21 protein-coding genes are annotated in these 24,526 nt (G+C 72.1%); 4 read left to right on the top strand and 17 right to left on the bottom strand.

Translation table 11 applies throughout. The features are described 5' to 3' along the window. Positions 1-64: 64 nt before the first annotated feature. Together J2W20_RS05140 and J2W20_RS05135 are read right to left on the bottom strand one after the other, a co-directional pair. Positions 65-1,024, bottom strand: coding sequence for a glutaminase (locus J2W20_RS05140; protein ID WP_307005179.1), 960 nt, complete (start codon positions 1,022-1,024; stop codon positions 65-67). Further along, positions 1,021-2,625 (bottom strand): PucR family transcriptional regulator, encoded by a 1,605-nt coding sequence (locus tag J2W20_RS05135; RefSeq protein ID WP_307005177.1) that lies wholly within the window; start codon positions 2,623-2,625, stop codon positions 1,021-1,023. Before J2W20_RS05135 ends, J2W20_RS05140 begins: the two co-directional genes overlap by 4 nt. A gap of 194 nt (positions 2,626-2,819) precedes the next feature. Here J2W20_RS05135 and J2W20_RS05130 point away from each other — a divergent pair, with 194 nt between their 5' ends. Continuing rightward, positions 2,820-4,082, top strand: coding sequence for an NAD(P)/FAD-dependent oxidoreductase (locus J2W20_RS05130; protein ID WP_307005176.1), 1,263 nt, complete (start codon positions 2,820-2,822; stop codon positions 4,080-4,082). 75 nt (positions 4,083-4,157) lie between these two features. Here J2W20_RS05130 and J2W20_RS05125 read toward each other — a convergent pair whose 3' ends face one another. From J2W20_RS05125 to J2W20_RS05085, 9 genes are all read right to left on the bottom strand, one after another. Beyond that, complete coding sequence (locus J2W20_RS05125; protein ID WP_307005174.1) at positions 4,158-4,679, bottom strand: SRPBCC family protein; 522 nt, start codon at positions 4,677-4,679, stop codon at positions 4,158-4,160. After that, the gene (locus J2W20_RS05120; RefSeq protein ID WP_307005173.1) at positions 4,676-5,056 is read right to left on the bottom strand and encodes an ArsR/SmtB family transcription factor; all 381 of its coding nucleotides are present in this window, start codon (positions 5,054-5,056) and stop codon (positions 4,676-4,678) included. Before J2W20_RS05120 ends, J2W20_RS05125 begins: the two co-directional genes overlap by 4 nt. Positions 5,057-5,107: 51 nt before the next feature. After that, on the bottom strand, positions 5,108-6,265 hold the full coding sequence (locus J2W20_RS05115) for an LGFP repeat-containing protein (RefSeq protein ID WP_307005172.1): 1,158 nt from the start codon (positions 6,263-6,265) through the stop codon (positions 5,108-5,110). 98 nt (positions 6,266-6,363) lie between these two features. After that, positions 6,364-7,380, bottom strand: coding sequence for an acyl-CoA thioesterase (locus tag J2W20_RS05110; RefSeq protein ID WP_307005171.1), 1,017 nt, complete (start codon positions 7,378-7,380; stop codon positions 6,364-6,366). A gap of 3 nt (positions 7,381-7,383) precedes the next feature. Beyond that, positions 7,384-8,595 carry a cobalamin-independent methionine synthase II family protein gene (locus J2W20_RS05105; RefSeq protein WP_307005170.1) on the bottom strand — a complete coding sequence of 404 codons (1,212 nt, stop codon included), beginning with the start codon at positions 8,593-8,595 and terminating at the stop codon, positions 7,384-7,386. Positions 8,596-8,668: 73 nt separating this feature from the next. Further along, positions 8,669-8,977, bottom strand: coding sequence for a hypothetical protein (locus J2W20_RS05100; protein WP_307005168.1), 309 nt, complete (start codon positions 8,975-8,977; stop codon positions 8,669-8,671). An 80-nt stretch (positions 8,978-9,057) separates the two neighbouring features. Further along, positions 9,058-9,540 carry a hypothetical protein gene (locus tag J2W20_RS05095; RefSeq protein WP_307005166.1) on the bottom strand — a complete coding sequence of 161 codons (483 nt, stop codon included), beginning with the start codon at positions 9,538-9,540 and terminating at the stop codon, positions 9,058-9,060. Then, positions 9,537-11,996 (bottom strand): molybdopterin oxidoreductase family protein, encoded by a 2,460-nt coding sequence (locus tag J2W20_RS05090; protein ID WP_307005163.1) that lies wholly within the window; start codon positions 11,994-11,996, stop codon positions 9,537-9,539. The genes J2W20_RS05095 and J2W20_RS05090 overlap by 4 nt, the downstream gene beginning before the upstream one ends. Positions 11,997-12,063: 67 nt before the next feature. Next, positions 12,064-13,266: an acyl-CoA dehydrogenase family protein gene (locus J2W20_RS05085; protein WP_307005161.1), complete on the bottom strand. Its 1,203-nt coding sequence runs from the start codon at positions 13,264-13,266 to the stop codon at positions 12,064-12,066. A 91-nt stretch (positions 13,267-13,357) separates the two neighbouring features. On the opposite strand from J2W20_RS05085, the gene J2W20_RS05080 reads away from it, so the two are divergent. Both J2W20_RS05080 and J2W20_RS05075 read left to right on the top strand, forming a co-directional pair. Next, entirely contained in the window at positions 13,358-15,085 is a 1,728-nt protein-coding gene (locus J2W20_RS05080; RefSeq protein ID WP_307005159.1) for an AMP-binding protein, read from the top strand. Positions 15,086-15,115: 30 nt separating this feature from the next. Continuing rightward, on the top strand, positions 15,116-15,622 hold the full coding sequence (locus tag J2W20_RS05075; protein WP_307005158.1) for a MarR family winged helix-turn-helix transcriptional regulator: 507 nt from the start codon (positions 15,116-15,118) through the stop codon (positions 15,620-15,622). Positions 15,623-15,699: 77 nt separating this feature from the next. Here the strand turns inward: J2W20_RS05075 and J2W20_RS05070 are convergent, their stop codons facing one another. The 5 genes from J2W20_RS05070 to J2W20_RS05050 all read right to left on the bottom strand — a co-directional run bounded on the left by J2W20_RS05070 (position 15,700) and on the right by J2W20_RS05050 (position 20,882). Further along, positions 15,700-16,152 carry a hypothetical protein gene (locus J2W20_RS05070; RefSeq protein WP_307005156.1) on the bottom strand — a complete coding sequence of 151 codons (453 nt, stop codon included), beginning with the start codon at positions 16,150-16,152 and terminating at the stop codon, positions 15,700-15,702. A gap of 125 nt (positions 16,153-16,277) precedes the next feature. Continuing rightward, positions 16,278-17,201 carry a 3-hydroxyisobutyrate dehydrogenase gene (gene mmsB, locus J2W20_RS05065; RefSeq protein WP_307005154.1) on the bottom strand — a complete coding sequence of 308 codons (924 nt, stop codon included), beginning with the start codon at positions 17,199-17,201 and terminating at the stop codon, positions 16,278-16,280. A gap of 29 nt (positions 17,202-17,230) precedes the next feature. Beyond that, positions 17,231-18,340 (bottom strand): enoyl-CoA hydratase/isomerase family protein, encoded by a 1,110-nt coding sequence (locus tag J2W20_RS05060; RefSeq protein ID WP_307005152.1) that lies wholly within the window; start codon positions 18,338-18,340, stop codon positions 17,231-17,233. Next, on the bottom strand, positions 18,341-19,843 hold the full coding sequence (locus tag J2W20_RS05055) for a CoA-acylating methylmalonate-semialdehyde dehydrogenase (protein ID WP_307005150.1): 1,503 nt from the start codon (positions 19,841-19,843) through the stop codon (positions 18,341-18,343). Between the two features lie 124 nt (positions 19,844-19,967). Continuing rightward, positions 19,968-20,882 carry an aminodeoxychorismate lyase gene (locus J2W20_RS05050; RefSeq protein ID WP_307005148.1) on the bottom strand — a complete coding sequence of 305 codons (915 nt, stop codon included), beginning with the start codon at positions 20,880-20,882 and terminating at the stop codon, positions 19,968-19,970. Between the two features lie 22 nt (positions 20,883-20,904). Here J2W20_RS05050 and cls point away from each other — a divergent pair, with 22 nt between their 5' ends. After that, complete coding sequence (cls, locus tag J2W20_RS05045; RefSeq protein ID WP_307005146.1) at positions 20,905-22,362, top strand: cardiolipin synthase; 1,458 nt, start codon at positions 20,905-20,907, stop codon at positions 22,360-22,362. Positions 22,363-22,384: 22 nt separating this feature from the next. Here cls and J2W20_RS05040 read toward each other — a convergent pair whose 3' ends face one another. Continuing rightward, entirely contained in the window at positions 22,385-24,526 is a 2,142-nt protein-coding gene (locus tag J2W20_RS05040; protein WP_307005144.1) for a chorismate-binding protein, read from the bottom strand.

The raw sequence follows: 24,526 nt of genomic DNA, 5'->3' as shown, positions 1-24,526 counted from the left end.
GTAACGATTGGCAATATGCCGATTCGGACGGCCCCGCGCGGTCCGGAGCGCCCCCCGTGGAGGGTCAGAAGATGGACCAGCCGGTGCGGTCGGCGAGCTCCGCGAGGGCGGCGGTGCCCGCGAGGGAGTTGCCGTGCGCGTCGAGGCGCGGGCTCCACACGCAGATGGAGCAGACGCCGGGCACCACGGTGAGGATGCCGCCGCCCACGCCGCTCTTGCTGGGCAGCCCGACGCGGTAGGCGAACTCCCCGGCGGCGTCGTACATCCCGCACGTGAGCATGACGGCGCCGATCCGCTTGGCGGCCGAGGCGGAGACGACCCTCCCCGAGGGACCGACGCCGTCGTTGGCCAGGAAGAGGCCTGCGCGCGCCACGTCGGCGCAGGACATCTCGATCGAGCACTGGCGGACGTAGTGGCGGACCACCTCGCTGGGGCGATTGCGGAGGTTGCCGAGGTCGGCGAGGAAGTGGGCCAGGGCGAAGTTCCGCTCGCTCCTGGCCAGCTCGGACTCGAAGGCCTCCGTATTCACCGCACCCCCTCCGGCGGGGCCGGAGAGCAGCCCGAGCACCTGGTCGCTGGCATCCGGGAAGGCGTCGAGGAGGTGGTCGGTGACCACGAGCGCGCCCGCATTGATGAAGGGATTGCGGGGGATGCCCCGCTCTGCCTCGAGCTGGACGAGCGAGTTGAAGGCGGTGCCCGAGGGCTCGCGGAGGACCCGGGACCACAAGTCCGGGCCGTCCTCGTGCCCGAGGGCCAGGGCCAGCGAGAACACCTTCGAGATGCTCTGGATCAAGAACGGCTCCCCGGCATCCCCGGCTGTGCGGACCTCTCCCGAGACCATGGCCACGGCGATGCCGAAGTGCCTGAAGTCGGCTGCGGCCAGATGCGGGATGTGGCCGGGGACGGAGCCCTGTACGCGGGCGGGACGGAACTCGTGGACGAGGTCGCGGAGGAGGCTGCCGAGAGCGTCGGGCTCGACTCCGGCGCTGCGCCGGGCCTGGAGGAGGGCCGGAGCGCCGCTCATCGCCCGCTCCCGGCGCCGTCGAGCTCCCCGCGGTGCCACAGGCCCAGGTGGAGCTGGGCGATCGTGGCGTGGGCGGGGTTGCCGAGGTCCAGGCCGGTGAGGCGCTCGGCCTTGCCGACGCGGTAGTAGACCGTGTTCCTGTGGACCTGCATGGCCTGGGCGCAGGCGGAGACGTCCATCGAGGCCCCGAAGTAGCTCTCGAGCGTCTCCGCGAGCTCCGCGTCGGTCAGCAGGAGGTCCGTGAGCGCGCGGTGCCTGAATCCGGAGGAGGCGAAGCGGGCGATGGCCTCGTGGAGGAGGACCTCGGTCTCGACGTCCTCGATCGACGCGACCTGCAGGGCGCCGTCGCGCACGAGGCAGTCCAAAACGGCCGCCGCCTCCGCCCGGGAGCCGTGCAGCGCGGCCACGCCGGGGACGATCCGGCCGATGGCCACGAAGGCCACGGCCCCCAGATGGCGGCGTGCGTCCGCGACGATCAGGCCCGCGAGCGAGCGCAGCGCGGCGGTGGCCGTGCGCGGGGCCAGGCTGGGCACCACCACGGCCGTGTGTCCCTCGTGCTGCCCCACGATCGAGGATGCCTTGAACGCAGCGGCGTGCAGCGCGACGAGGTCGGCGAGCTGCCCGTGGACGAGTTCGGCGTCCTCGGCGAGGGCGTCGGGGCGGGACAGGCCGACCAGGAGCAGGCACGACGGCGTGTCGACCGCCACGCCGAGGGTCCTGGCGGCCGCGGCCGCCTCCGCCGGGCCGGACAGCAGGCGGCCGATCCTGTCCTCGTGCATGGTGACCGACTGCTGGTTCCGGTAGCGGATCAGTTCCGACGCCGCGCGCCGGGCCGCGCCCGTCAGCGCGTAGACCACGTCGTCGCCGAAGCCCGAGCCGGTCTCCTGGAGCCAGATGTAGCCCATGATCCGCTCGCCGGCGAAGATGGCGATCGCGGCCCGCTCGCGCAGCTGCTGGTCCGGGCTGGCCGGGACACGGACGACGCCGCGGCTGCGGTGCATCTCGCGGTAGGCGCCGAGGTCCTTGAGCATGAGCTCGTACTCGCGGGGCCCGCGCCGGGTCAGGATGGAGGCCTTGCGGAGCTCGTCGATGTTGTTCGAGAGCGTCGAGTACGCGAGGACCCTGTTCGCTGCGTCCTCGATCACCACATGGCTCGACGTGACCCTCGCGGTGGTCTGGGCGAGGGCGAACAGGTCCTCCTCGAGCAGAGCCATAGCCGCAGGCTGAGGCTCGGCGTCGTGGATGCGGGACTTGGCGACCGAGAGGATCTGGTCCCAGGGCGCGTCCGGGGCGATGAGCAGCAGGCCGACGCCCCCGGCCCTGCACAGCTCCTCGAGCTCCGGGGCCTGCTCCTCCGAGGCCTTGACCGCGAGCGCCGTGGGCCCCGCGCCGACCAGGCGCCTCACGGCCGGCAGGGCGGCGCGGCCACGTGCCCCGACGAGGCACACCAAGGCCGCGCGCACCTCGGGCTGCTCATCGGTGTCCTCGGCATCCAGCATGAGGACCCGTCCGACGGCGGGGTCTGCCCCTGCCGCGTCGAGCCCGAGTCGTGCCCATCCCGCCGGAAGCTCCGCGAGGATGTCATTGATCGTTCGGCCCACTGCCTCTTCCTTGAAGCGCTCCTGCCCCCGCAGGGGCCCATGACCAGCACCATGCTAGGCGGCCTGCGGGGGCCGGCGTGTGGGTCCGCGCACAGGAACGGGCGGCCTGCCTTGTGCTCGGCGACAAGGCGTTCCGCCGCGCCCGGCTGCGCGGGCGGTTCACAGCCCGCTGGCAACTCGGTAGTGTCGCGCGTGTGGACGAGAACTACGAAGTCATCGTGGTCGGCGGAGGGTTCGCGGGCGTGGCAGCTGCCCAGACACTCGGGCGCAAGGGCGTGCGGGTCCTCCTGATCGACAAGAATCCCTACCACCAGTTCCAGCCGCTCCTGTACCAGGTCGCGACCGTGCAGCTCGGCGTCTCGGAGGTGGCGCGCTCCCTGCGCGACATCTTCCGCAGCCAGCCCAACGTGCGTGTGCTGGTCGAGGAGGTCACGTCCGTGGACCCGGCCGCGAAGCGGGTCACCACCTCGGACGGCAAGGTGCACGAGGGGCGCTTCCTCGTGCTCGCCTCCGGCGCGGAGGCGAACTTCTTCAACACCCCCGGGGCGGAGGAACGCACCTACCCGCTGTACTCGGTGGACGACGCCGTGAGCCTGGGCGGGGCGCTCTCGAATGCCCTCGAGGCGGCAGACCGGGCGGACGACGGCGCGGAGCTGAACTTCGTGGTGATCGGCGGCGGCCCCACGGGGGTGGAGACGGCGGGGGCGATGGCCGAGACGGTCAAGTACGTCCTCGGCGACTACTTCTCCCCGCGGCTTGCCAGCCGGTGCCGGGTTCACCTCGTGGACATGATCCCGAACGTGCTCAACGCCTTCTCGGACAAGTCGAAGCAGTACGCGGCCCGCAGGCTCGAGGGGATGGGCGTCGAGCTCCACCTCGGCGTCCCGGTGAGCGAGATCGCCCCGGACAAGGTGGTCTTCAAGGACGGCAGCGAGATCCCGGCCACCCTCGTGGTGTGGGCCGGCGGCCTCAAGGCCGGCCCCGTGGTCACGGGCTCGGGCCTGCCGCAGGGCCGCGGCGGGCGGATCGACGTCAACCCCGACCTGACCGCCCCCGGCATGGACGGCGTCTACGTCCTGGGCGACGCGGCGAACATGACCGACGACAAGGGCAACAAGCTCCCGCAGCTCGGCTCCTGCGCCCTGCAGGCCGGCGGGTGGGCGGCGAAGAACATCCTCGCCGACATCGACGGCCGGCCCCGCGAGCCCTTCCACTACTCCGACAAGGGCTACATGGCGATGGTGGGGCGCGGATCGGCGGTGGCGGAGGTCGGGCCGGGCCCGAACCGCAAGCTGCTCTCGGGCCCGCTCGCCTTCCTCGCCTGGCTCGGCGTGCACGTGGTGCTGCTCTCCGGGAGCATGCAGAAGATCCGCGCCCTGGCCACGTGGCCGAGCGACTACATCAGCCACCGACGCTCGTTCGTGGTGCTGAGCCGGCCGGACCGGGCGCACAGCTAGCCGCGCCGGGACGCGCACGACGGCGCCGGGCCACCTCGGGTGGCCCGGCGCCGCCGTGCTGTGGCCGGATGGGGGTCAGCCGGCGGCCGGCTCGCCCGCGCTGTCCCGGGCATCCTCGGCGAGCAGCGCGTCGATCTGGCCGGAGGCCTGGCGCATGCCCTCCTCCATTCCCATCTCCGCCATCCGTTCGAGCTGCTCGAGGCTGCGGAACCTGCTCACGGTGGTCATGCGCGTGCCGGGCGCGAGGTCCTCGAACGTGACCACGAAGGAAGTGGTGTCCTCCGGGTCCAGGGGGGAGCCGTCCTCATTCGCGAAGCCGTCCTCGATCTCCAGGCGGCGCGGGGCGTCCACGGAGGTGATCTCCCACCAGCCGTGGGCCCTGGTGCCGTCCGGCCCGGTCATGTAGTAGTGGCAGCGGCTGCCGGGGACGAGGCTGTGCGTGGCGAAGGTGGCGGGCCACGTGGGCGGCCCCCACCACCGCTCGAGCTGGCGCGGGTCCTCCCACACCTGCCATACCCGGGCCGGTTCGGCGGCGAACTCGGTGACGAGCGTGAGGGTGAGGCTCTCGGTGTCCTTGGTGCTGCTGACGAAGGTCATTGCTGGGTCCCCTGGTCGGTGCCTGACTGCGGTGTCTCCGCGCCGAGGATGGCCTCGATGCGGTGGATACGGTCCCTCCACAGCGCCTCGTAGGCGTCGAGGAGACGGGCCGCCGTGCGGAGCGCCGCGGGATTGGAGTGCACGATCTGCTCCCGGCCGCGCCGTTCCTTCGTGACGAGCAGTGCCCGTTCGAGCACCGCGACGTGCTTCTGGACCGCCGCGAAGCTCATGGCGTAGTTCCGGGCGAGCTCCGAGACGGACTGGTCGCGCAGCATCGACTGCCGCAGGATGTCCCTGCGGGTCGCGTCTGCCAGCGCTGCGAAGATCCGGTCGATCTCCGCGTCGGACAGGTCTCGGAGGCTCTGATCTACAACCATTTGGTTGTAGGTTAGCTCAGACTCCCCCGGAGGGGAAGGACAACGTAGGAATCAGTGCCAGAGCACCGACGTGGCGCCGCTGTGCCAGTCCCAGAGGATGCTGCCGCCCTGGAAGTCCTGCCGCTGGCCGGTGCTGACCGCGTACTCGTTCGTGAGCGGGTAGCCGAGGCCGCCCCACGCCCAGTTGAGCCGCTCGTAGGCGGCCTTGATGCCGCCCTTGACGTAGTGCGTCCCGGACCCCGCGGACCACCAGTACACGGCGCCCTGGAACCACTGGTAGCAGCCGCCGCGGGGGCCCGTGCACTGCTCGTCCTGCAGCGGCAGCCCGAGGGCCCAGCCGTCGGCGATCCACGCCGAGCCGATCGCGCCGCGGACCATGTGGGCGCCCGTGGAGGGGCTCCACCAGATGCTGCCGCCGCCGAACGGCTCCCAGCAGGTGGTGCTGCCGGGGTAGCACTGCTCGTCGCCGGCGGGATAGCCGAGCGGCCCCCAGGCCCAGTTCAGCGCGGCGTACCGGGCGCCGATCCCGCCGTGCGGCCAGGTGGCCGGGTTCCCGCTGGGGTCCCTCCACAGGATGCCGCCCTCGAAGCGCTGGTAGCAGCCGCCGCCCGGGGCCGAGCACTCGATGTCCCAGAGCGGGTAGCCCAGCGGCCCCCACGCCCAGTTCTCGAGCTCGTAGCGGAAGCGGAAGCCGTCGTTGCGCACCGTGTGCGCGCCCGTGGTGGAGGACCACCAGATGAGTCCCTCGGTGAACCACTGGTAGCAGCCGCCCCGCGGGCCCGTGCACACCTCGTTGCCGAGGGGCGCCCCGAGCGCGGAGGCGCCGCCGTCCGCGGCGTACTTGGCCCCGATCGCCCCGCGCACCGCGTAGTCGGTGGCCGGGGGCGTGGCGGACGCGGTGGGCGTCGCGGATGCGGTCGGCGCGGCCGCCGTGTCCGAGGGCGACGCGGTGGCGGCGCTGCTGGCCGGCGCGGGCGCGGTGTCCGTGGGCGAGGCGGTCCCGGTGACGGGCGGCGCGGCAGCGCCCGCCGTGTCCGAGGGCGGGGCCGTGGCGGACGCGGTCGCGATGCCGGTGGCCGACGGCGGCGGGCTGGGCGCGGTAGTCGCACTCGCCGGGCCGCTCGCACCGCCCCACAGGACGGCGCCCAGGGCGCAGGCAGACAGGATTCTGAGGGCGCTGCGGTGCCCCCGGACCGTGGTGACGCGCACGTCAGTTCCTCCCCGAGATGGCCACCCCCGAAGTGGCACAGGCGAAGCGTATCCGGCGGCCCCGCTACGCGGAAGTCGCGGCGGAGCCGTGTGCGGGGTCAGGCGCCGAGCAGGTGGTTCGGCAGCCGGCCCCCGGGTGCCTTCCCGCGGATCTCGAGCAGCTCGCGGGCGTGCTCCCACAGGCGCCGGTCCTCGTCGGAGACAGGCTCCCAGCGGGGCACGGGCACCGCGGTCCCGGTCTCGTCCCGGGCCACCATGACCGTGAGGCAGTAGGTGGTCAGGTGCAGCCCGTGCCCGCGGGGCGAGCCCGAGCGGACATGGACCGCGATGTGCATGCCCTTCGTCCCGGTGTACACGAGCCTGGCCTCCACCTCGACGACGTCCCCGATGAGCAGGGGCCGGTAGAAGCGAACGCCGCCCGAGAAGACCGCAACGGCGTCCCGCCCGCAGTACCGGGACGCGCACACGTACGCGGCCTCGTCGATCCACTTCATGACGGTGCCGCCGTGGACCTTGCCGCCCCAGTTCACGTCCGTCGGGGCCGCGAGGAACCGCAGGACCACGCGCTCGGCGGTGCCGGCGTCGGTGTACTCCTGGCGCTTCATGGACGCGACGATCTCGTCACGCACGGCCACGCGGGCCTTCGCGTGCGCCTCCGCCTCCCGCTCGGCCTCGGTCCGGGGGATCCAGGCCGGGACCTCGACCGGGCGCCCGTCCTCGCCGACGGCCACGAAGATCACGAGGCAGTCGCTGCGCATCGTGGGCGTGCCGCCCTTCGGATCGCCCGAGGACACCACGGTGCGGATGTGCATCGAGCTGCGTCCGGTGTACACGATCGTGGCGGTGACCTCGACCATGTCCCCGACGTTGACGGGGTCGGCGAAGTGGATGTTGCCCACGTAGGCCGTCACGCAGTACGTCTTCGCCCAGCCCACGGCGGCGGCGTACGCGGCCTTGTCGACCCACTCGAGGACGGTGCCGGCGTCGACCGAGCCGGAGTGGCCCTTGTCCGTCGGCGCCGCGAGGAAGCGGAGCGTGACCTCAGGGGACTGCTGCGGGGCCACAGCGGCCGGCGCCCCTGCCGCGGGAGCCGGGCCGCCGGCGTCGTGCGCCATGCCCTAGCCCCAGAGCCGCTGGCTCGCGATCCGCGCGCCCTCCGAGAGCGACTCGAGCTTGGCCCAGGCGATCTGCGGGTGGACGCGGCCGCCGAGGCCGCAGTCGGTCGAGGCGATGACGCGCTCGCGGCCCACGATCGAGGCGAAGTTCTCGATGCGGTCCGCGACCAGCTCCGGGTGCTCCACCACGTTGGTCGCGTGCGAGACCACGCCCGGGGCGATCGTCTTCTCCTCGGGCAGGTCGAGGTCCCGCCAGACCTTCCACTCGTGCTCGTGGCGGACGTTGGCCGCCTCGAACGAATAGGAGCCGGCGTTGATCGAGAGCATCGTCTCGGCGAGGTCCTTGAACGGGATGTCCGTGGTGTGCGGGCCGTGCCAGGAGCCCCAGCACAGGTGGAAGCGGATCTGCTCCTGCGGCAGGCCGCGGATGGCATGGTTGAGGGCCTCGACGCGGACCTGGGTGAACTTCAGGTAGTCCGCCAGGCTCGGCTCGGGGTTGATCATGTCCCAGTTCTCGGCGATGGAGGGATCGTCGATCTGGACCGTGAGGCCGGCGTCGATGATGGCCTTGTACTCCTCGCGCATGGCGTCGGCGCACGCGAAGACCAGCTCCTCCTCGTCCTGGTAGTACTCGTTCAGGAGGCGGCTCGCGGAGCCGGGGGAGAGGGCGGGGAGGAACCCGGTCTCGTAGCCGTTCGCGGCGAGGGCGGCCTTGAGGTTGGCGACGTCGCGCTGCACGGCCTCCTGCCCGATGTACGTGATGGGGCCCGTGACGGTGGGCTGGGCGACGGGCTTGCGGCCGGTGAGGATGAACGAGTTGGGATCGTTGTAGGCCTCGTTGAAGCGGACCCGGTCGCGGCGGTCCCGCATCGTGGTGAGGCGGATGTGGCCCGGCTCGGAGCGGATCTCCTCGGTCATCTGCCAGCGGTCCACGCCGCCCTGCGAGAGGCCGCCGAGGCGCGAGAAGGAGTAGTTCCACCACGCGCCGTAGTCCACCGAGTTGGACATCGTGTGGCCGTACTCGCCGTCGTTCGGCAGGGTGACCCCGGCCTCGCGCTGCTTCGCGACGATGTCCTTGACGGAGCCGGCGAGGAGGTCCTCGAACGCCGCCGAATCGTCCGGGTCCGCGGCCTGGGCCGCGTTCGCCGCGAGCAGCTCGGGCGTGCGGGGGAGCGATCCGGCGTGCGAGACCTGGATGAAGTCGGTGTTGTGCATGGGGCCAGTCTGGCCGATGCGGGCGGCCGTCCGCGAGTGTGTGCGCCTGTGTGAACTCGCCGGTAGGTCGCGCTCAGTCGCGGTCGGTGTCGCCGAATCCGGTGTGCACGGCGCCGGCGGCGTCGGGGATGCCCGCGGCCCCGGAGGTGCCCAGACCGGCGGTGTGGGGACGGCGCTTCGGCCGCGCGGGTTCGGGCGGGGCGGGGAGCTCGGTGCGCGGCTCGCCGGGCGGGGTGTCCGCGTAGCGGCGGGGGTCATGAAGCTGGAGCGGCTCCTGGTTGTGGCCGTAGTTCTCGCCCTGGCTGTAGCCGTCGTCGAGCGGCGCGTCGTGGTCGTATGCCGCAAGGCCCGGGGGCGGCGGCACGCGATCGTCCTGTTCCATACGGGAACCGTAGTCATACGACGCCGCCGGGCGCCAGAGCTTTCCGCTCTGCGGGCCCTCTGCCTCCTTCGCGGGGCCCATCAGCTCACCAGGATCTGGGTGGCGCTCTCCTTGAGCTTGGCGTTGGCCCAGCGCATCTGCCGGAGGGTCTCCGGGTGGCAGCGCTGGGCGAGGGCGAGCAGGTCACGGTGCTTGATCCCCTGCGCCGCCTGGGCGAGGAGCTCCCAGTCCACCGAGACCCCCGAGGCCTTGATGTACACCTCGCGCAAGTCCCGCAGCATGAGGAGGCCCGGCGCGCTGATCCGTCCCGTGAGCTCGCTGCCCTTCTCCACCACGCGCTCGAGCGGTCCGAGCGGGCCGCCGGCCTCCGGGTCGAGGTCCTGGCCGTAGTCGTGGCCGATCTCGGCGATCAGCGCCACGTGCTCCTGGGACCACCGGGCAAGGTCGCGGCCCAGGTGGAAGACCTCGTGGTCCACCTTGTGCCGGTCCGAGACCCTGAGCAGCTCGCGGGCGAGCTCGGCCTCCGAGCGGTGGAGCTCTTCCAGAGCCAGTCCGATCTTCACAGCGCCACCTCCCGTGCCTGCCCTGCCAGCTCTTCGTCCACGTCGCTCGGCCCGCGCGTCGGGGGGCCGGCGGGCCGGATGGGAGCCGAGGCGGTCGTGGTCGGCGCGGGGGCCGGCCCTTCTCCGGCCGCGGCGCGCTCCACGCGTGCCGCGGCCGTCTTGAAGATCGGCTGCTTGGAGCAGGCGTCCCAGTCGGTGATCGTCAGCTCGTTGGCGGCGCGGCCTGCGCCGTCCGGCGCGTGGCCCCCCTCGGTGTCCCAGTAGCCGTAGTGGAACGGCAGGAAGACCACCCCGCGGCGGATGGCAGTGATGCGGGCCTTGGCGCTGACCGAGCCCCTCGGGCTGCTGACCGTGACGAGGTCGCCCTCGCCGATGCCGAACGCGGAGGCGTCCGCCTCGGACAGCTCGACCCAGACGTCCGGGGCGGCGGCCTGGAGCTCCGGCGCCCGGCCCGTCTTGGTCCGAGTGTGGAAGTGGTAGAGCGTGCGGCCCGTGATGAGGATGAGCGGGTAGTCCTCGCTGGGGATCTCGTGCGGGGGGACGTACTCGGCGGCCCTCAGGATGGCCTTGCCCAGGGGGTTGAGGGCCTTGTACTCCGTCGGCTCCACGGGGGCGCCCGTGACGAGGTCGCGTCCGTAGCTCTCGCAGTAGTCCGGGGCGCTGAAGAACTTCCCGTCCTCGTAGAGGCGCTCCGTCCCCTCGGGCTGCTCGTCCGTGCACGGCCACTGGATCCCCGAGCCGCCCCGCAGCTTCTCGTAGGTCATCCCCGTGTAGTCGCACGGACGGCCCCTGCTGCACTCCTTCCACGCCTCGAAGGCGGACTCGGCGTCGTGCCATGTGACGAGCGGCGCGCCGTCCTGGTCCTTCAGGCCGAGCCGGTGCGCGTAGTCGATGAAGATCTCCAGATCGGCCCTCGCCTCGCCGGGCGGCTCCACGGCCTTCTCGGAGAGGTGCACGGTGCGGTCCACATTGGTGAACGTCCCGGTCTTCTCCCCCCACGTCGCGGCCGGCGGCACGACGTCGGCGAGCTGGGCCGTCTCGGACAGGAAGATGTCCTGCACCACGAGGAACAGCCGCTCCTGCGCCAGGATCGAGCGCACCCGGGACAGCTCGGGGAGGGAGACGGCCGGGTTCGTCCCGCTCACCCACAGCATCCTGATCGAGCCGTCCTCGACGTAGCGCATCATCTGCATCACGTGGGTAGGCGGGGAGTAGTGCGGGATCTCCATCGGGTCCACGTTCCAGACCCTTGCGAGGTCCTTCACGTGCTCGTCGTTGGACCAGTTGCGGAAGGCGGGCAGATCGCCGTCGCCCCCGCATTCGCGGGTGTTCTCGGCCGTCGGCTGGCCGTTCATCTGCAGGATGCCGCAGCCGGGGCGCCCGAGCATGCCGCGGATGATGTTGACGTTGTTCACCTGGACCGACGCTGCGGTGGCCTGGTTCGACTGGTAGAAGCCCTGCAGGACGGTGGAGAGGAGCCGCTCAGCATGGCCCAGGATCGCCGCCGCCTCGCGGATCTGCTCGGCGGGCACATCGCAGATGTGGGCCACGGTCTCGGGGGTGTACTCCTGGACCTGCTTCACGAGTTCGTCGAAGCCGACCGCATGGGCGTCGATGTAGGCGTGGTCGACCCAGTCGTTGGCGATGATCTCGTGCAGGAGGCCGTTCATGAGGGCCACATTGGTGCCGGGCAGCGGCGCGAGGTGCACCGTCGCGTGGCGCGCCACCTCGGTGGGGCGCGGGTCCACGCAGATGACCTTGGGCGGATTCGGTCCCGCGAGGCGGTCCAGCATCCGCATCCACAGCACGCTCTGCGTTTCTGCCACGTTGTGCCCGTAGAGCGCGATGACGTCCGCGTGGTCCACATCCGTGTACGAGCCGGGCTGGCCGTCGCTCGCGAAGGACTCCTTGAGGGCGGCGGCCGCGGTGGCGGTGCACAGGCGGGTGTTGCCGTCCACGTGGTTCGTCCCGATGCCGCCGTGGGCGAGCACGCCGAGCGTGTAGTACTCCTCCGCGAAGAGCTGCCCCGTCGTGTAGAAGCCGACGGCGCTCGGCCCCTGCTCCGCGAGGAGCTCCTGTGTGCGCCCCACGATCCGGCCCATCGCCGTGTCCCAGTCGGTCTCGACCAGACGGCCGCCCTCGCGCACGAGCGGTCGGGTCAGCCGGTCGGGCGAGGAATTGGCCTGCCAGCCGTACAGGTCCTTCACCCCGAGCCGGCCGTGGTTCACCCGGTCGGACGCCCGGCCGCGCACCCCGACGATGCGCTCGTCCTTGACCGCGATGTCCATCGCGTCGCCGTTGGAGTGCAGGAGGGAAGCGGCCTGGACCCAGCGGTCCACCTCACCGGGACTGAGGCTGCCGTCGAGGTGGGTGTCGACCCGCACGGGCCACGGCTCGCCCTCTCCGTACGGGGTCCTGGCTCCCCAGGGCTCGGCGATCCGGTCCACGCGCGTCATGGCTTCCTCCGGGGTCTGGTGACGGTTCGGACGCCTTCGGCATACCCGCTTTCGCCGCGCGCAACCGTCAGACGAACGCGGAGGCCCCCGTCACGGCCCGGCCCACAATGAGCGAGTTGATCTCGTAGGTTCCCTCGTACGTGTAGAGGACCTCGGCGTCGCCGAACAGCTTCGCCATCTCGTAGTCGGTCGTGATGCCGTTGCCGCCCAGCAGGGACCGGCCCATGGCCACCGAGGAGCGGGCCAGTCGGGTGGTGGTCGCCTTCGCCATCGCCGACTGCGCCATCTCGAGGCCGCCGGCCTCCTGGATGCGGGCGAGCTCGACCATGAGGGACAGGGACGCCTGGGCGTTGCCGAGGATCTCGGACAGCTGCTGCTGGACGAGCTGGAAGCCGGCGAGCGGCCTGCCGAACTGCATCCTCTCGAGCGCGTACGCCCGGGCGATGTCGAACGCGGCGAGCTGGATCCCCGCCGCCTGCCAGCCGACCCACGCGCGGGAGTCCCGCAGCAGATCGTTGGCACGGTCGAACGCCGTGGCCCCGGGCAGCAGGTTCGCCCCGGGCACCCGGACGCCGTCGAGCACGAGGTCCGCGTTCTGCATGATGCGCAGCCCGATCTTGTTCGCGATCTTCGTGGCCGTGAAGCCGGGCCGGTCCGTCTCGACGATGAAGGCCTTGACCGCGCCGTCCTCCGTGTCCCGCGCCCAGACGAGGACGAAGTCGGCGATGGTGCCGGCCCCGATCCAGCGCTTCGCTCCGTGCAGGACCCAGCCGTCGCCGTCGCGCGTCGCGGTCGTGGCGAGGCCGCCGGCGATGTCCGAACCGTGCTCCGGCTCGGTGAGCGCGAAGGCGCCGAGGGACGTGAACGCCTCGAGGCCCGGCAGCCAGCGCCGCTTCTGCTCCTCGGAGCCGAGGTCGTGGACCATGCCCACGACGAGCTCGTTGTGGATCCCGACGAGCGCCGACAGGGAGACGTCGGCCCGAGCGGTCTCCATGTAGGCAAGTCCCTGGAATAGCCGCGAGGACCCGTCCGTCTGCAGCCGCCCGAGCCCCAGGGACGCGAGCTTCGGCAGGAGCGCGAAGGGGAACTCCTCGCGGTTCCAGAACGGCACGGCCAGGGGCCGGACCTGCTCCTGGAGGACCTCCCGCAGCTCGGCGAAGCGCTCCCGCTCCGCGGCGGAGAGCAGGTCCGCGACGCGCATGAGGTCCGCGTCCGGGAAGGGGACTGCGGGCGCGGCGGCCGGGCGGAGCGTGGCTGGTGCGTGGAGCATGGGGACCTCTTCATCGCGGCGCTGTTCAAACCCTAGGAAGTCCAACTATATTTCATCGTGACGGAGATCACTAGGACGGAAAGGCGAGGCGATGACTGTCACCGACGACTTCAGGGCTGCCCGCGACAGGCTGCTCGAGCTCCGCGAGGACTACGCCCGGGCCCACGACGAGTTCGCCTGGCCCCGCTTCGCGGAGTTCAACTTCGCCCTGGACTGGTTCGACGCGCTCGGCTCCGACCCCGTGCGCGGGAGCCAGCCAGCCCTCGTCATCGTGGAGCAGGACGGCAGCTCGACCCGCCGCACGTTCGCCGAACTCTCCGCCCGCTCGTCGCAGGTGGCCGGCTGGCTCCGCGACCAGGGCGTCCGGCGCGGCGACCGCATGATCATCATGCTTGGCAACCAGGTCGAGCTGTGGGAGCTCATGCTCGCCGGGATCAAGCTCGGCGTCGTCATGATCCCGACCACCACGCTCATGGGCCGCTGGGACCTCGAGGACCGCGTGGAGCGAGGCGGTGCCCATTGGGTGGTCGTCGGCGGGGCCAACGCGCACAAGTTCGACGACGTGCCCGGCGACTACCGCGTCATCGTCGTCGGGGGCGCCGGGGCGGACCCGGCCCCCGCGCGCGAGGCCATCGACTACGCGGCCTCGGCCCAGGCCCGCGCCGACTTCGCCCCGGACGCGCCGACCCGGGCGGACGAGACGCTCCTGCTCTACTTCACCTCCGGCACCACCTCGCGGGCCAAGCTCGTGGAGCACACCCACGTGTCCTACCCGGTGGGGCACCTCTCCACGATGTACTGGATCGGCCTCGAGCCCGGCGACGTCCACCTCAACGTCGCCTCGCCCGGCTGGGCCAAGCACGCGTGGTCCAATGTCTTCACGCCGTGGATCGCCGAGGCCACCGTGTTCATCTACAACTACGAGCGCTTCGACGCCTCCGCCCTCCTGGAGCAGATGGGCCGCGAGGGCGTCACGAGCTTCTGCGCCCCGCCCACCGTGTGGCGCATGCTCATCCAGTCCGACCTGACCCAGCTGGAGACCCCGCCGCGGAAGGCCGTCTCCGCCGGCGAGCCGCTCAACGCCGAGGTCATCGGGCAGGTGCAGAAGGCCTGGGGCGTGACCATCCGCGACGGCTTCGGCCAGACCGAGACCACCGTCCAGGTCGCCAACACCCCGGGCCAGCCCGTCACCGTCGGTGCGATGGGACGCCCGCTGCCGGGCTACGACGTCGTGCTCGTGGACCCCGCCACCGGCGAGGAGGGGGACGACGGCGAGCTCTGCCTCCGCCTCGACCCTCGCCCGGTGGGCCTCATGAAGGGCTACTACGGCGACCCCGAGAAGACCGCCGACGCCTTCCGCGGCGGCTACTACCACACGGGCGACATGGCCACGCGGGATGCCAGCGGCGTCATCACCTACGTGGGCCGCGGCGACGACGTGTTCAAGTCCTCCGACTACCGGCTCTCCCCGTTCGAGCTCGAGAGCGTGCTGATCGAGCATCCGGCCGTTGCCGAGGCCGCCGTGGTGCCGTCCCCCGACGAGGTGCGGCTCTCGGTGCCCAAGGCGTTCGTCGTGCTCGCCGGAGGGTACGAGCCCGGGCCCGAGATCGCCGAGGAGATCCTGCGCTACTGCCGCAGCCAGCTCGCCCCGTTCAAGCGCATCCGCCGCATCGAGTTCAGCGAGCTTCCCAAGACCATCTCGGGCAAGATCCGCCGGGTCGAGCTGCGGCACACCGAGCAGGCGCGGCACTCCGCGACGGCCGCCGGCGGGTACGGCATCGAGTACGCAGAGGCCGACTTCCCCGGTCTGAGAGACTAGCCAGCACATCCACGCTGTGACAGGAGGACCATGGGCGCCCCGCTTCCCCGCGACCCGATCGCCGATGCCCGGCGCAACTGGGAACGCAACGGATGGGCGGAGGTCGCGGCGCCCATGGCCGCCATCACGGCCATCATGCGCACCCAGCAGATCCTCATCGCGCGCATCGAGGACGTGCTCAAGCCCCTCGGGCTCACGTTCGCGCGGTACGAGATGCTCGCGCTGCTCAGCTTCGCCCGCACCGGCGCGCTGCCGATGAGCAAGGCCAGCGCCCTCCTGCAGGTGCACCCCACCTCGGTGACCAACGCCGTGGACCGGCTCGAGGGTGCCGGCTATGTCACGCGCACGCCGCACCCCACTGACGGGCGCACCACGCTGATCGAGCTCACGGACAGCGGCCGCGCGCTCGCGGAGAAGGCCACCGTGGCGCTCAATGCCGAGGTGTTCGGCCGGTCCGGCTTCACCGGCGACGACGTCGACGCGCTCCTGCGCATCCTCGGGGACTTCCGCCGCCAGGCCGGCGACTTCGCCGGGTGAGCCACGGCGGCGCCGGATGACCCCCGATGCCGCCTTCTGAAGGGCAGCTCCTGAAGGTCACCTCCTGGAGGTCAGCTTCAGGCGGTGCGGGGGAACGGGTCCTCGGGCGGGGCGGGGTACCCGGCCCGGGCGGCCCCGGGCCGGGCCTTCTCCGGGTAGCCCTCAGGTGCCGCGATGAGGTACACGATCATCACGACGAGCCCGAAGCCGATCAGGCCCAGGAGCAGGGTCAGCAGGAACCACATCTTGTCCGGCAGCTGGTACGAGTTCACGAGCGCCCCGACCCAGGCCACGAACTGGGCGATGATGCCGCCCAGCGCGATGAGGCCGCCCACGCAGATGAACACGACCGTGGACCAGAAGGTGCCGCCGGGCGTCGGCACGAAGTCGTAGCCGTTGCCGCTGCGCGCGCTCACATACGTCCCGCCGTAGGTGAGCATGATGGCCGTGGCCACCCCGGCGACCACGAGGCCGATCACCATGCCGATGATGCCCCAGATCCAGGTCCTGGTGATGATTCCCTTGGTCATGGCAGGCTCCTCCCGCACTGTGCGGGCGGGCCGTCGCGCGTCCGCCCGCAGCCACTGCGTCCACGGTCCTCCCAGGACAGCTGGGCGGACAGGGCATTTGGTCACCGCGGTCCGGCGGGGAGGCCTCAGGCCTCGGACTGCTCCCGGATCGTGTTGATGATGCCCGAGAAGTCGGTGCCCGCGCCGCCCTGGGCGACGAAGGAGTCGTAGATCCGGGACGCAAGCTGGCCCATCTCGGCGGCCACCCCGGTGTGCTCGAGCGCGTTCACGGCGAGGCGGAGGTCCTTGGCCATGAGCGCCCCGGCGAATCCGGGCTGGTAGTCGCGGTTCGCCGGGCTCGTGGGCACCGGGCCCGGAACGGGGCAGTTGGTGGTGAGCGCCCAGCACTGGCCCGAGGCGTGCGCGGCGACGTCGAAGAGGGCCTCGTGCGTGAGCCCGAGCTTCTCGCCGAGCACGAATGCCTCGCTCACGGCGATCATGGACACGCCCAGGATCATGTTGTTGCACACCTTCGCGGCCTGGCCCAGACCGTGGGCGCCGCAGTGGACCACGCGCTTGCCCATGGTCTCCAGGATCGGCCGGACCACCGCGACGTCGTCGTCCTCCCCGCCCACCATGAACGTCAGGGTGGCCGCCTCGGCGCCCACCACCCCGCCGGAGACGGGGGCGTCCACCGAGCGGTGGCCGGCGGCGACCGCCGCCTCGGCCGCCTCCTGCGCCTCCGTGACGTTGATCGTGGAGCAGTCGAGGAAGAGGGTGCCCGGCTGGGCCGCGGCGAGCAGGCCCCGCTGGCCCTCGGCGCCGCGGTAGGCGTCGAGGACGTGGCGCCCGCTCGGGAGCATGGTCAGGACGATCGCCGCGCCCTCGACCGCTTCGGCGGCGGACTCCGCGAGGGGGATGCCATGGGCCCGCGCGGCGTCCGCGGCGGCCGGGACGGGGTCGTAGCCCAGAACCGTGTAGCCGGCCTTGATGAGGTTCGCCGCCATAGGGCCGCCCATGTGGCCGAGGCCGAGGAAGGCGATGGTTCCGGACACGGACGGCTCACTCATGGTGTCTCCTTCTGTCTCGTGCTGCGAGGTCACAGGGTCGCCACCCCTGCGGCGAGGCCCAGCTCGTCCGCTTCGAGCGGGGCGAAGCAGGCCTCGACGTCATCCGGGCCCACTTCAGCGAGGGTGGGCGGGATCCAGCGGGGCGCGCGGTCCTTGTCGATGACCTGGGCGCGGATGCCCTCGCGGAAGTCGTGTCCGGCGAGCAGGCGCAGGCCGATCCGGTACTCCGTGTCGAGGGCCTCCTCGAGCGCCCCGGGGACGGGGCCGCGGGCCCGGGCCCGGCGCAGCGCCGCGAGCGTGACCTTCACGGCCAGCGGCGACTTCGTCTCGATCGAGGCCGCCGTCTCCCAGGCCGCCGGCGCGGGGCTGGCCTTGAGCCGGCGCACGATCTCCTCGGCGTCGTCCGACGCGTAGGCCTCGTCGATCCATCCCCGCTGTTCCGCGAGCTCCGAGAGGGGAGGCTCGACGGCGAGGCGCGCCACGGCGTCGTCCGCAGTCTCCGTCTCGAGCGCCTCGGCGAGCTCGCCCAGCTGGGCGGCCGGGACGAAGAAGTCGGCGAGGCCGAGGTGGAGTGCGTCGGCGCCGTCGAGGTGGGCGCCCGTCAGCGCCGCGTGCGTGCCGGACTCGCCGGGCGCGTTGGCGAGGAGGAGCGTTCCGCCCACGTCGGGCACGAACCCGATCGTGGTCTCCGGCATGCCCATCCGCGTCCGGTCCGTCACGACCCGGTGCGAGCCGTGCACCGAGACGCCCACGCCTCCGCCCAGCACGAGTCCGTCCATGAGGGCCACGTAGGGCTTCGGGTAGCGGCTGATGAGCGAGTTGAGGCGGTACTCGGTGGCCCAGAAGTCCTCGGTGGCGTGGCCGCCGGCCTGCATGTCCCGGTAGATCGCCACGATGTCCCCGCCCGCGCACAGTCCGCGCTCGCCGGCGCCGCGCACGAGGACGGTGTCGACGGCGTCGTCCGCCGCCCACGCGGTGAGCCGGGCGAGCATGGCCTCCGCCATGCCCACCGTGAGCGCGTTGACCGCGCGGGGCCGGTTGAGCACGACGACGGCGAGCCGTCCCCGCCGCTCGAACAGGACCTCCGGCTCGGCTGCGCCGGGGGCCGCCGGGTCCGGTGCCGCACTCGTCCCGGCCATTCAGCTGCCCGCCGGCATGACGAAGCTGGCGCCCTGCCGCACGCCGGAGGGCCACCGGGTGGTGACGGTCTTGGTCTTGGTGAAGAAGCGGAACGCGTCCGGGCCGTGCTGGTTGAGGTCGCCGAAGCCCGAGGCCTTCCAGCCGCCGAACGTGTAGTAGGCGATCGGCACCGGGATCGGCACGTTGACGCCGACCATGCCCACCTCGACCCGGCTGGCGAAGTCACGGGCGGCGTCGCCGTCGCGGGTGAAGATCGCGACCCCGTTGCCGAACTCGTGCTCGCTGCACAGGCGCAGGGCCTCGTCGTAGTCTGCGGCGCGGACCACGCTGAGCACGGGGCCGAAGATCTCCTCCCGGTAGATCGACATGTCCTCGGTGACCCGGTCGAACAGGGTGGGGCCCACCCAGAAGCCGCCGTCGTAGCCGTCCACCGTGTGGCCGCGGCCGTCCACGAGCAGCTCGGCGCCCTCCTCGGCGCCCTGGGCGATGTAGCCCTCGATCCGCTCCTTGGCCGAGGCGGCCACGACCGGGCCGAAGTCGACGTCCTTGTCCATGCTCGCGCCGACGCGCAGGCCCTTGATCCGCTCCTGGAGCTTGGCCACGAGCGCGTCCGCGGTCTCCTCGCCCACGGGCACGGCCACCGAGATGGCCATGCAGCGCTCGCCGGCGGAGCCATAGCCGGCGCCGATGAGGGCGTCTGCGGCCATGTCCAGGTCAGCGTCCGGGAGGATGACCATGTGGTTCTTGGCGCCGCCGAAGCACTGGGCGCGCTTGCCGTGGGCTGCGGCGCCCGCGTAGATCGCCTGGGCGATGGGCGTGCTCCCGACGAACCCGATGGCCTTGACCCGCGGGTCCTCGATGAGGGCGTCCACGGCCTCCTTGTCGCCGTTGACCACACTGAACACGCCGTCGGGCAGGCCGGCCTCGGTGAGGAGCTCGGCGAGGCGGAGCGGGACGGAGGGGTCGCGCTCGCTCGGCTTGCAGATGAACGCGTTGCCCGCGGCCAGGGCCGGGCCCGCCTGCCACAGCGGGATCATCGCCGGGAAGTTGAACGGGCTGATCCCGGCGACCACGCCGAGGGGCTTGCGCAGCGAGTGCACGTCGATGCCCGTGCCCACGCTGTCCGAGAACTCGCCCTTGAGCAGGTGCGGGGCCGCGCCAGCGGAGAACTCGACGACCTCGAGGCCGCGCTGCACGTCGCCCTTCGAGTCGGCGAACGTCTTGCCGTGCTCGGAGGACAGGAGTTCGGCGAGCTCGTCCATGTGCTCGTTGGCGAGGTCCACGAACTTGAGAAGGATCCGGCCGCGGCGCTGCGGGTTCATGGCGGCCCACTCGGCCTGGCCCTTCTCGGCGGCGGCGACGGCCTCGCTGACCTCGTCGCGGCTGGCGAGCGGGAGCCGGGCCTGGACCTCGCCGGTGCACGGGTTGTAGACGTCGCCGAAGCGGCCGGAGGTCCCGTCGACGCGCGCGCCGCCGACGTAGTGGTAGAGGTCGTGGACCATGGAAAGCTCCTTTGCTCGTGTGTGACCCAGGTCATCTGTGACCGAAGATACTCGGACTTCCAAGTAATTGCCAGAGGCTTCGGTCCCGCCGGGCGGCCATGCAGCGAAAGGAAGGCGCGGGAGGCTAGGCGATCGTGTCGAACAGCCCGGCGAGCTCGGCGGTCAGGGCCCGGGCGAGCTCGGGGTCGGTGCCGATCGCCTTGCCGTCCACGTGGTTCACCGGGGTGAGCAGGCGCACCGAGGAGATGAGCCACACCGCGTCGGCGTCGAACAGGTCCTCCGGCTCGAGCGGGCCGTAGCCGAGTTCCCAGCCTGCCTCCTTGGCGGCGGCGAACAGCGCCCCCTGGGACGTGCCGGGGAGGATGCCGGAGTCGAGCTGGGGGGTGACGAGCCTCTTGAGGGTGAGGTGGCCGGCGTCGTCCTTCTCGGCGTGCGCAATGAGCACCGTGGAGGTGGGCCCTTCGAGGACCTTGCCGTCGGCGGAGGTGAAGATGACGTCGTCCGCCGCGTGGGCGTGGGCGTAGCGCAGCGCGGCCATGTTCACCGCGTAGGAGAGCGTCTTCGCGCCGAGGAGGAGCCACGGCGCCCGCTCGGCGAGGTCGGAGTCGTAGCCGCGGTCCAGGAGGAGGACGTCGATGCCCTCCTCGCGCTGCCGCTTCGCCGCCGGCGCCGGCGCCGAGGCGGCGACCCAGCACGTGGCCTCGTGCGCGCCCTCGACCCCGCGGGTCGCCACGAGCTTCACGACCACCTCGGTGAGCGGGCCCACCACCCGCTGGTACTCGTCGAGGGCGGTCACGATGGCACGCTCCCACGCCTCGTGGCCCGGGACCTCGAGCTCGAGCAGCGCCGCGCTCTTGGTCATCCTGGCCAGGTGGGCGGGGAGCTTGCGCACGTGCCCGTCCAGGACGAGGAGCGTCTCGAACACCCCGTCGCCGCGCGTGGCCCCCAGATCGGTGGCGAACAGCTGCGGCTTCGTGGCGTCCTCGATCCGTCCGTCGGGGAACGCGCGGTCGAGGAACGTCAGGACGGTGTGAGTCATGGGGACAGCTTAGGCTGTGCCCATGGTCTTCCAGCTCCCCCTCGTGGGCCTCCTGCCGGACTGGCTCACGCTGCTGATCTCGGTGGTGGACCTCGTGATCCGCGTCGCCGTGCTCGGCATCATCCCCGGCAACCGCCGGCCCACGACGGCGATGGCGTGGCTCCTGGCCATCTTCTTCATCCCCACCATCGGGCTGCTCGTGTTCCTCCTGTTCGGCAACTTCCGCTTCTCGGGACGCCGGCGGGACCAGCAGCAGGAGGTGAACGCGCGGGTCCGGGCCGCGCTCGCGGAGTCGCACGACGTCGACACCACCTTCCCGGGCCCCGAGTGGCTGCACTCCGCCGCCGAGCTGAACCGGGGGCTCGGCTCGCTGCCGATGGTCAACGGCAACCAGGTCCGCCTCATCCCCGGCTACGAGGACGCGATCGCCGAGATGGCGGAGGCGGTGCGCGGGGCGAAACGGTTCGTCAACGCCGAGTTCTACATCGTCAGCTGGGACGAGGTCACCGAGGACTTCTTCACGGCGCTCACCGAGGCCGCCGAGCGCGGCGTCGAGGTCCGCTTCCTCTTCGACCACATCGGCACGCTGCGGATCCCCGGCTACCGCACGTTCCTCAAGCGGCTCAAGGCCACGAAGGTGCAGTGGCGGCGGATGCTTCCCGTCCTGCCCGTCCACGGCCAGTGGCGCCGCGTGGACCTGCGCAACCACCGCAAGATCCTGGTCGTCGACGGCGAGCTGGCCTTCACCGGCTCGCTGAACCTGATCGAGCGCTCGTACCACCGGCGGGCCAAGCGCAAGTGGGTGGAGCTCATGGCGCGCCTCGAGGGCCCGGTGGTCACGACCCTCAACATCGTCTTCGCCACCGACTGGCTCTCCGAGACGGACGTGCTCCTCGAGGACCAGCTCGAGGCTGCGGAGCAGGCGGGGGATGTGCCGGCGCAGGTGGTCCCCAGCGGCCCCGCGTTCGCCAACGAGAACAACCTGCGCCTCTTCAACACCCTCATCTACTCGGCGCAGCACCGGCTCTCGATCTGCAGCCCCTACTTCGTCCCCGACGACTCGCTCCTCTACGCCGTCACGACGGCCGCCCAGCGCGGCGTCGACGTCGAGTTGTTCGTCTCCGAGCAGGGCGACCAGTTCCTCGTCCACCACGCCCAGCAGTCCTACTACGAGCAGCTGCTCACGGCGGGGGTGAAGATCTACCGGTACCCCAAGCCGTACGTCCTGCACGCCAAGCACTTCACCGTGGACCACGAGGTGGCCGTCCTGGGCTCCTCGAACATGGACATGCGCTCCTTCTCGCTCAACATGGAGGTCTCCCTCATGCTCCCCGGCGGCGAGATCGTGGACCAGATGCGCCGGGTCGAGGACATGTACCGCGAGGTCAGCAAGCGCCTCGACCTGCAGGAATGGCGGCGCCGGCCGATGCTGCGCCGCTACGTGGACAACGTCGCCCGGCTCACCGCCACGCTCCAGTAGCCGGACGGAGCCAGACCCGGCCTCAGTCCTCGGGGAATTCCGAGCCGAGGGCGCTGAGCACGGCGAACGCCTTGGCGCGGATCTCGTCGTGCTCGGCGGCGGGATCGGAGTCGGCCACGACGGCCCCGCCCACTCCGAGCGTGAGGCGCGTGGCGGCGTCGTCCGCGGTCTCCATCACGAGGGTGCGGATCACCACCGAGAGGTCCGCGGCCCCGGTGCGGGAGAAGTAGCCGATGACCCCGGAGTAGACGCCGCGCGGGCCAGCCTCGAGCCGGTCCAGGATCGCCATCGTGCTGATCTTCGGCGCGCCAGTCATGGAGCCGGGCGGGAAGGCTGCCGCGACGGCCTCCGCGCGGGAGGCCCCGGGGCGCAGGCGCGCGTCGACGGTGCTCACGAGCTGGTGGACCGTCGCGTAGGTCTCGACGGCGAACAGCCGCGACACGCGCACCGACCCCGGAACCGCATGGTGGCTCAGGTCGTTGCGCAGCAGGTCCACAATCATGAGGTTCTCGGCCCGGTCCTTGGGGTCCGCGGCGAGCTCGGCGCGCACCCGCTCGTCCGCCGCGGCGTCCGTCGGCGATGCACCGGGGGAGCGGCGGCGCGTGCCCTTGATCGGCTCGGCGCGCAGCGCGCCGTCGGCCGCGAGGGCGAGGAAGCGCTCGGGGGACGTGCTCGCGATCGCGAGGGGCCCGAAGCGCGCGAACGCCGCGAACGGCGCCGGGCTGCGGCGGCGGAGCGCGGCGTAGACATCGAGGGGCACGACGCCGGGCCGGTCGCCGTGCGCGGGGACCGCGGCCTCGAGCGTCGTGGTGAGGCAGGCCTCGTAGGTGTTCCCCTCGGCGATCTCCGCCTGGGCGGCGCGCACCTTCTCCCTGTACTCCGCGGCGGTCTCCCTTGCGGTGAAGGCGGGCCCCGCCGAGGCCACCGCGTGCGAGCTCGAGGGCAGGGTTTCGGGGGACACACCCCTCTGCTCGCCTGCGGACGGATGCTCCCGGACGGCGGCTTCCGCCCGGTCGAGCCACGACGGGGCGTCCGCGGCATCGAGGGCCAGCAGCCAGACCTCTCCTGCCGCGTGGTCGAGGACCACCGCGCGGGCCGCGAACACGAGCTGGGCGTCGGGAACCCCGGGGTCGACGTCGGACCCGCCGCACTCCCGCTTCAGCTCGTAGCCGAGGTACCCGAGCCATCCGAGCCCGAACCCGCAGCCGAGCCCCTGCACCGGGTCCGCCTGCCCGTGCCCCCATGCGGCGTCGAGCCAGCGGAAGAACGGGGCGCCCGAGCGCACGGAGACCGGCGCGTCGGTCGTCGGCCCGTGGACCACCTCGGTCCGCCCGCGGCGGTGGGCCATGCGCCGCCCGAGCAGGCCGCCGTGGTCCGCCATGATGCTGAAGCGGTTCCGCGGGGTGACCTGGCGGTTCCCCGGGGTGACCTCGGCGTCGGAGGAGTCGAGCCAGACCGCTGCCGCGGACGTGCCGAAGAGCTCGCGGAACAGCCGCTCGGGGTCCGGCGCCGCGCCGAGGCGGCGGACGACGACGGGCGCGGACTCGCGCTCGGAGCGTTCGGGGGCGAGGAGCCCCCGCAGCGACGGCAGCCAGGCGAGCGCGGCGAGCACCCGGTCCGCGAGCCCCTCGGGGCGGTCGGCACCCGAGGGGGAGGCGACGGTGACGGCGGCGGCCGCGGGGACGTCGTCGTGCGCGAGCCAGGCCTCCTCCTGGGCGGCCCAGCGGTCCCAGTGCGGCGCGTAGACGTCCCCGTCGCGCGCGAGGGCGCGGCGCCTGCGCTCCTCGGCGGGGGCGTCCACCCACACCACGGCGTCGGCGAGGGCGCGCAGGGGCGCGGCACCCGCGCCGACGCCCTCGAGGATCACCACCTCGGCGGCCTCGCTCACGCGCTCGGGCCCCTCCGCGCCGCGGGCCCAGTCCCACGGGCGCCAGCGCGCCTCGCCGCCCCGGCGCAGGGGTCCGAGCACGCGGGCGGCGCACCGGTCGATACCCTCGGCGAGGCCGTCCCATCCGGGGTAGAGGTCCTCGAGGTGGATCAGGGTGACGGTGCGGTGCTCGCGCAGCGCGGCCGCGAGCTCGACGGCGAGGGACGTCTTCCCTGCGCCGGACCTCCCGTCGAGCAGGATCACGTACGGCGCAGGCGCCGCGGCGGAGTGCGCCAC

This window comes from Sinomonas atrocyanea (assembly GCF_030812675.1).
Classification (GTDB): domain Bacteria; phylum Actinomycetota; class Actinomycetes; order Actinomycetales; family Micrococcaceae; genus Sinomonas; species Sinomonas atrocyanea_B.
The sequence above is the reverse complement of the archived record's forward strand: the minus strand, read 5'-3'. Positions and strand labels throughout refer to the sequence as shown.

Bases quoted from the DNA above. Each gene is read 5' to 3' on its own strand.
- J2W20_RS05140 (WP_307005179.1), bottom strand. From the start codon at position 1,024: ATGAGCGGCGCTCCGGCCCTCCTCCAGGCCCGGCGCAGCGCCGGAGTC.
- J2W20_RS05125 (WP_307005174.1), bottom strand. From the start codon at position 4,679: ATGACCTTCGTCAGCAGCACCAAGGACACCGAGAGCCTCACCCTCACG.
- J2W20_RS05120 (WP_307005173.1), bottom strand. From the start codon at position 5,056: ATGGTTGTAGATCAGAGCCTCCGAGACCTGTCCGACGCGGAGATCGAC.
- J2W20_RS05110 (WP_307005171.1), bottom strand. From the start codon at position 7,380: ATGGCGCACGACGCCGGCGGCCCGGCTCCCGCGGCAGGGGCGCCGGCC.
- J2W20_RS05105 (WP_307005170.1), bottom strand. From the start codon at position 8,595: ATGCACAACACCGACTTCATCCAGGTCTCGCACGCCGGATCGCTCCCC.
- J2W20_RS05100 (WP_307005168.1), bottom strand. From the start codon at position 8,977: ATGGAACAGGACGATCGCGTGCCGCCGCCCCCGGGCCTTGCGGCATAC.
- J2W20_RS05090 (WP_307005163.1), bottom strand. From the start codon at position 11,996: ATGACGCGCGTGGACCGGATCGCCGAGCCCTGGGGAGCCAGGACCCCG.
- J2W20_RS05085 (WP_307005161.1), bottom strand. From the start codon at position 13,266: ATGCTCCACGCACCAGCCACGCTCCGCCCGGCCGCCGCGCCCGCAGTC.
- J2W20_RS05080 (WP_307005159.1), top strand. From the start codon at position 13,358: ATGACTGTCACCGACGACTTCAGGGCTGCCCGCGACAGGCTGCTCGAG.
- J2W20_RS05075 (WP_307005158.1), top strand. From the start codon at position 15,116: ATGGGCGCCCCGCTTCCCCGCGACCCGATCGCCGATGCCCGGCGCAAC.
- J2W20_RS05070 (WP_307005156.1), bottom strand. From the start codon at position 16,152: ATGACCAAGGGAATCATCACCAGGACCTGGATCTGGGGCATCATCGGC.
- mmsB (WP_307005154.1), bottom strand. From the start codon at position 17,201: ATGAGTGAGCCGTCCGTGTCCGGAACCATCGCCTTCCTCGGCCTCGGC.
- J2W20_RS05060 (WP_307005152.1), bottom strand. From the start codon at position 18,340: ATGGCCGGGACGAGTGCGGCACCGGACCCGGCGGCCCCCGGCGCAGCC.
- J2W20_RS05055 (WP_307005150.1), bottom strand. From the start codon at position 19,843: ATGGTCCACGACCTCTACCACTACGTCGGCGGCGCGCGCGTCGACGGG.
- J2W20_RS05050 (WP_307005148.1), bottom strand. From the start codon at position 20,882: ATGACTCACACCGTCCTGACGTTCCTCGACCGCGCGTTCCCCGACGGA.
- cls (WP_307005146.1), top strand. From the start codon at position 20,905: ATGGTCTTCCAGCTCCCCCTCGTGGGCCTCCTGCCGGACTGGCTCACG.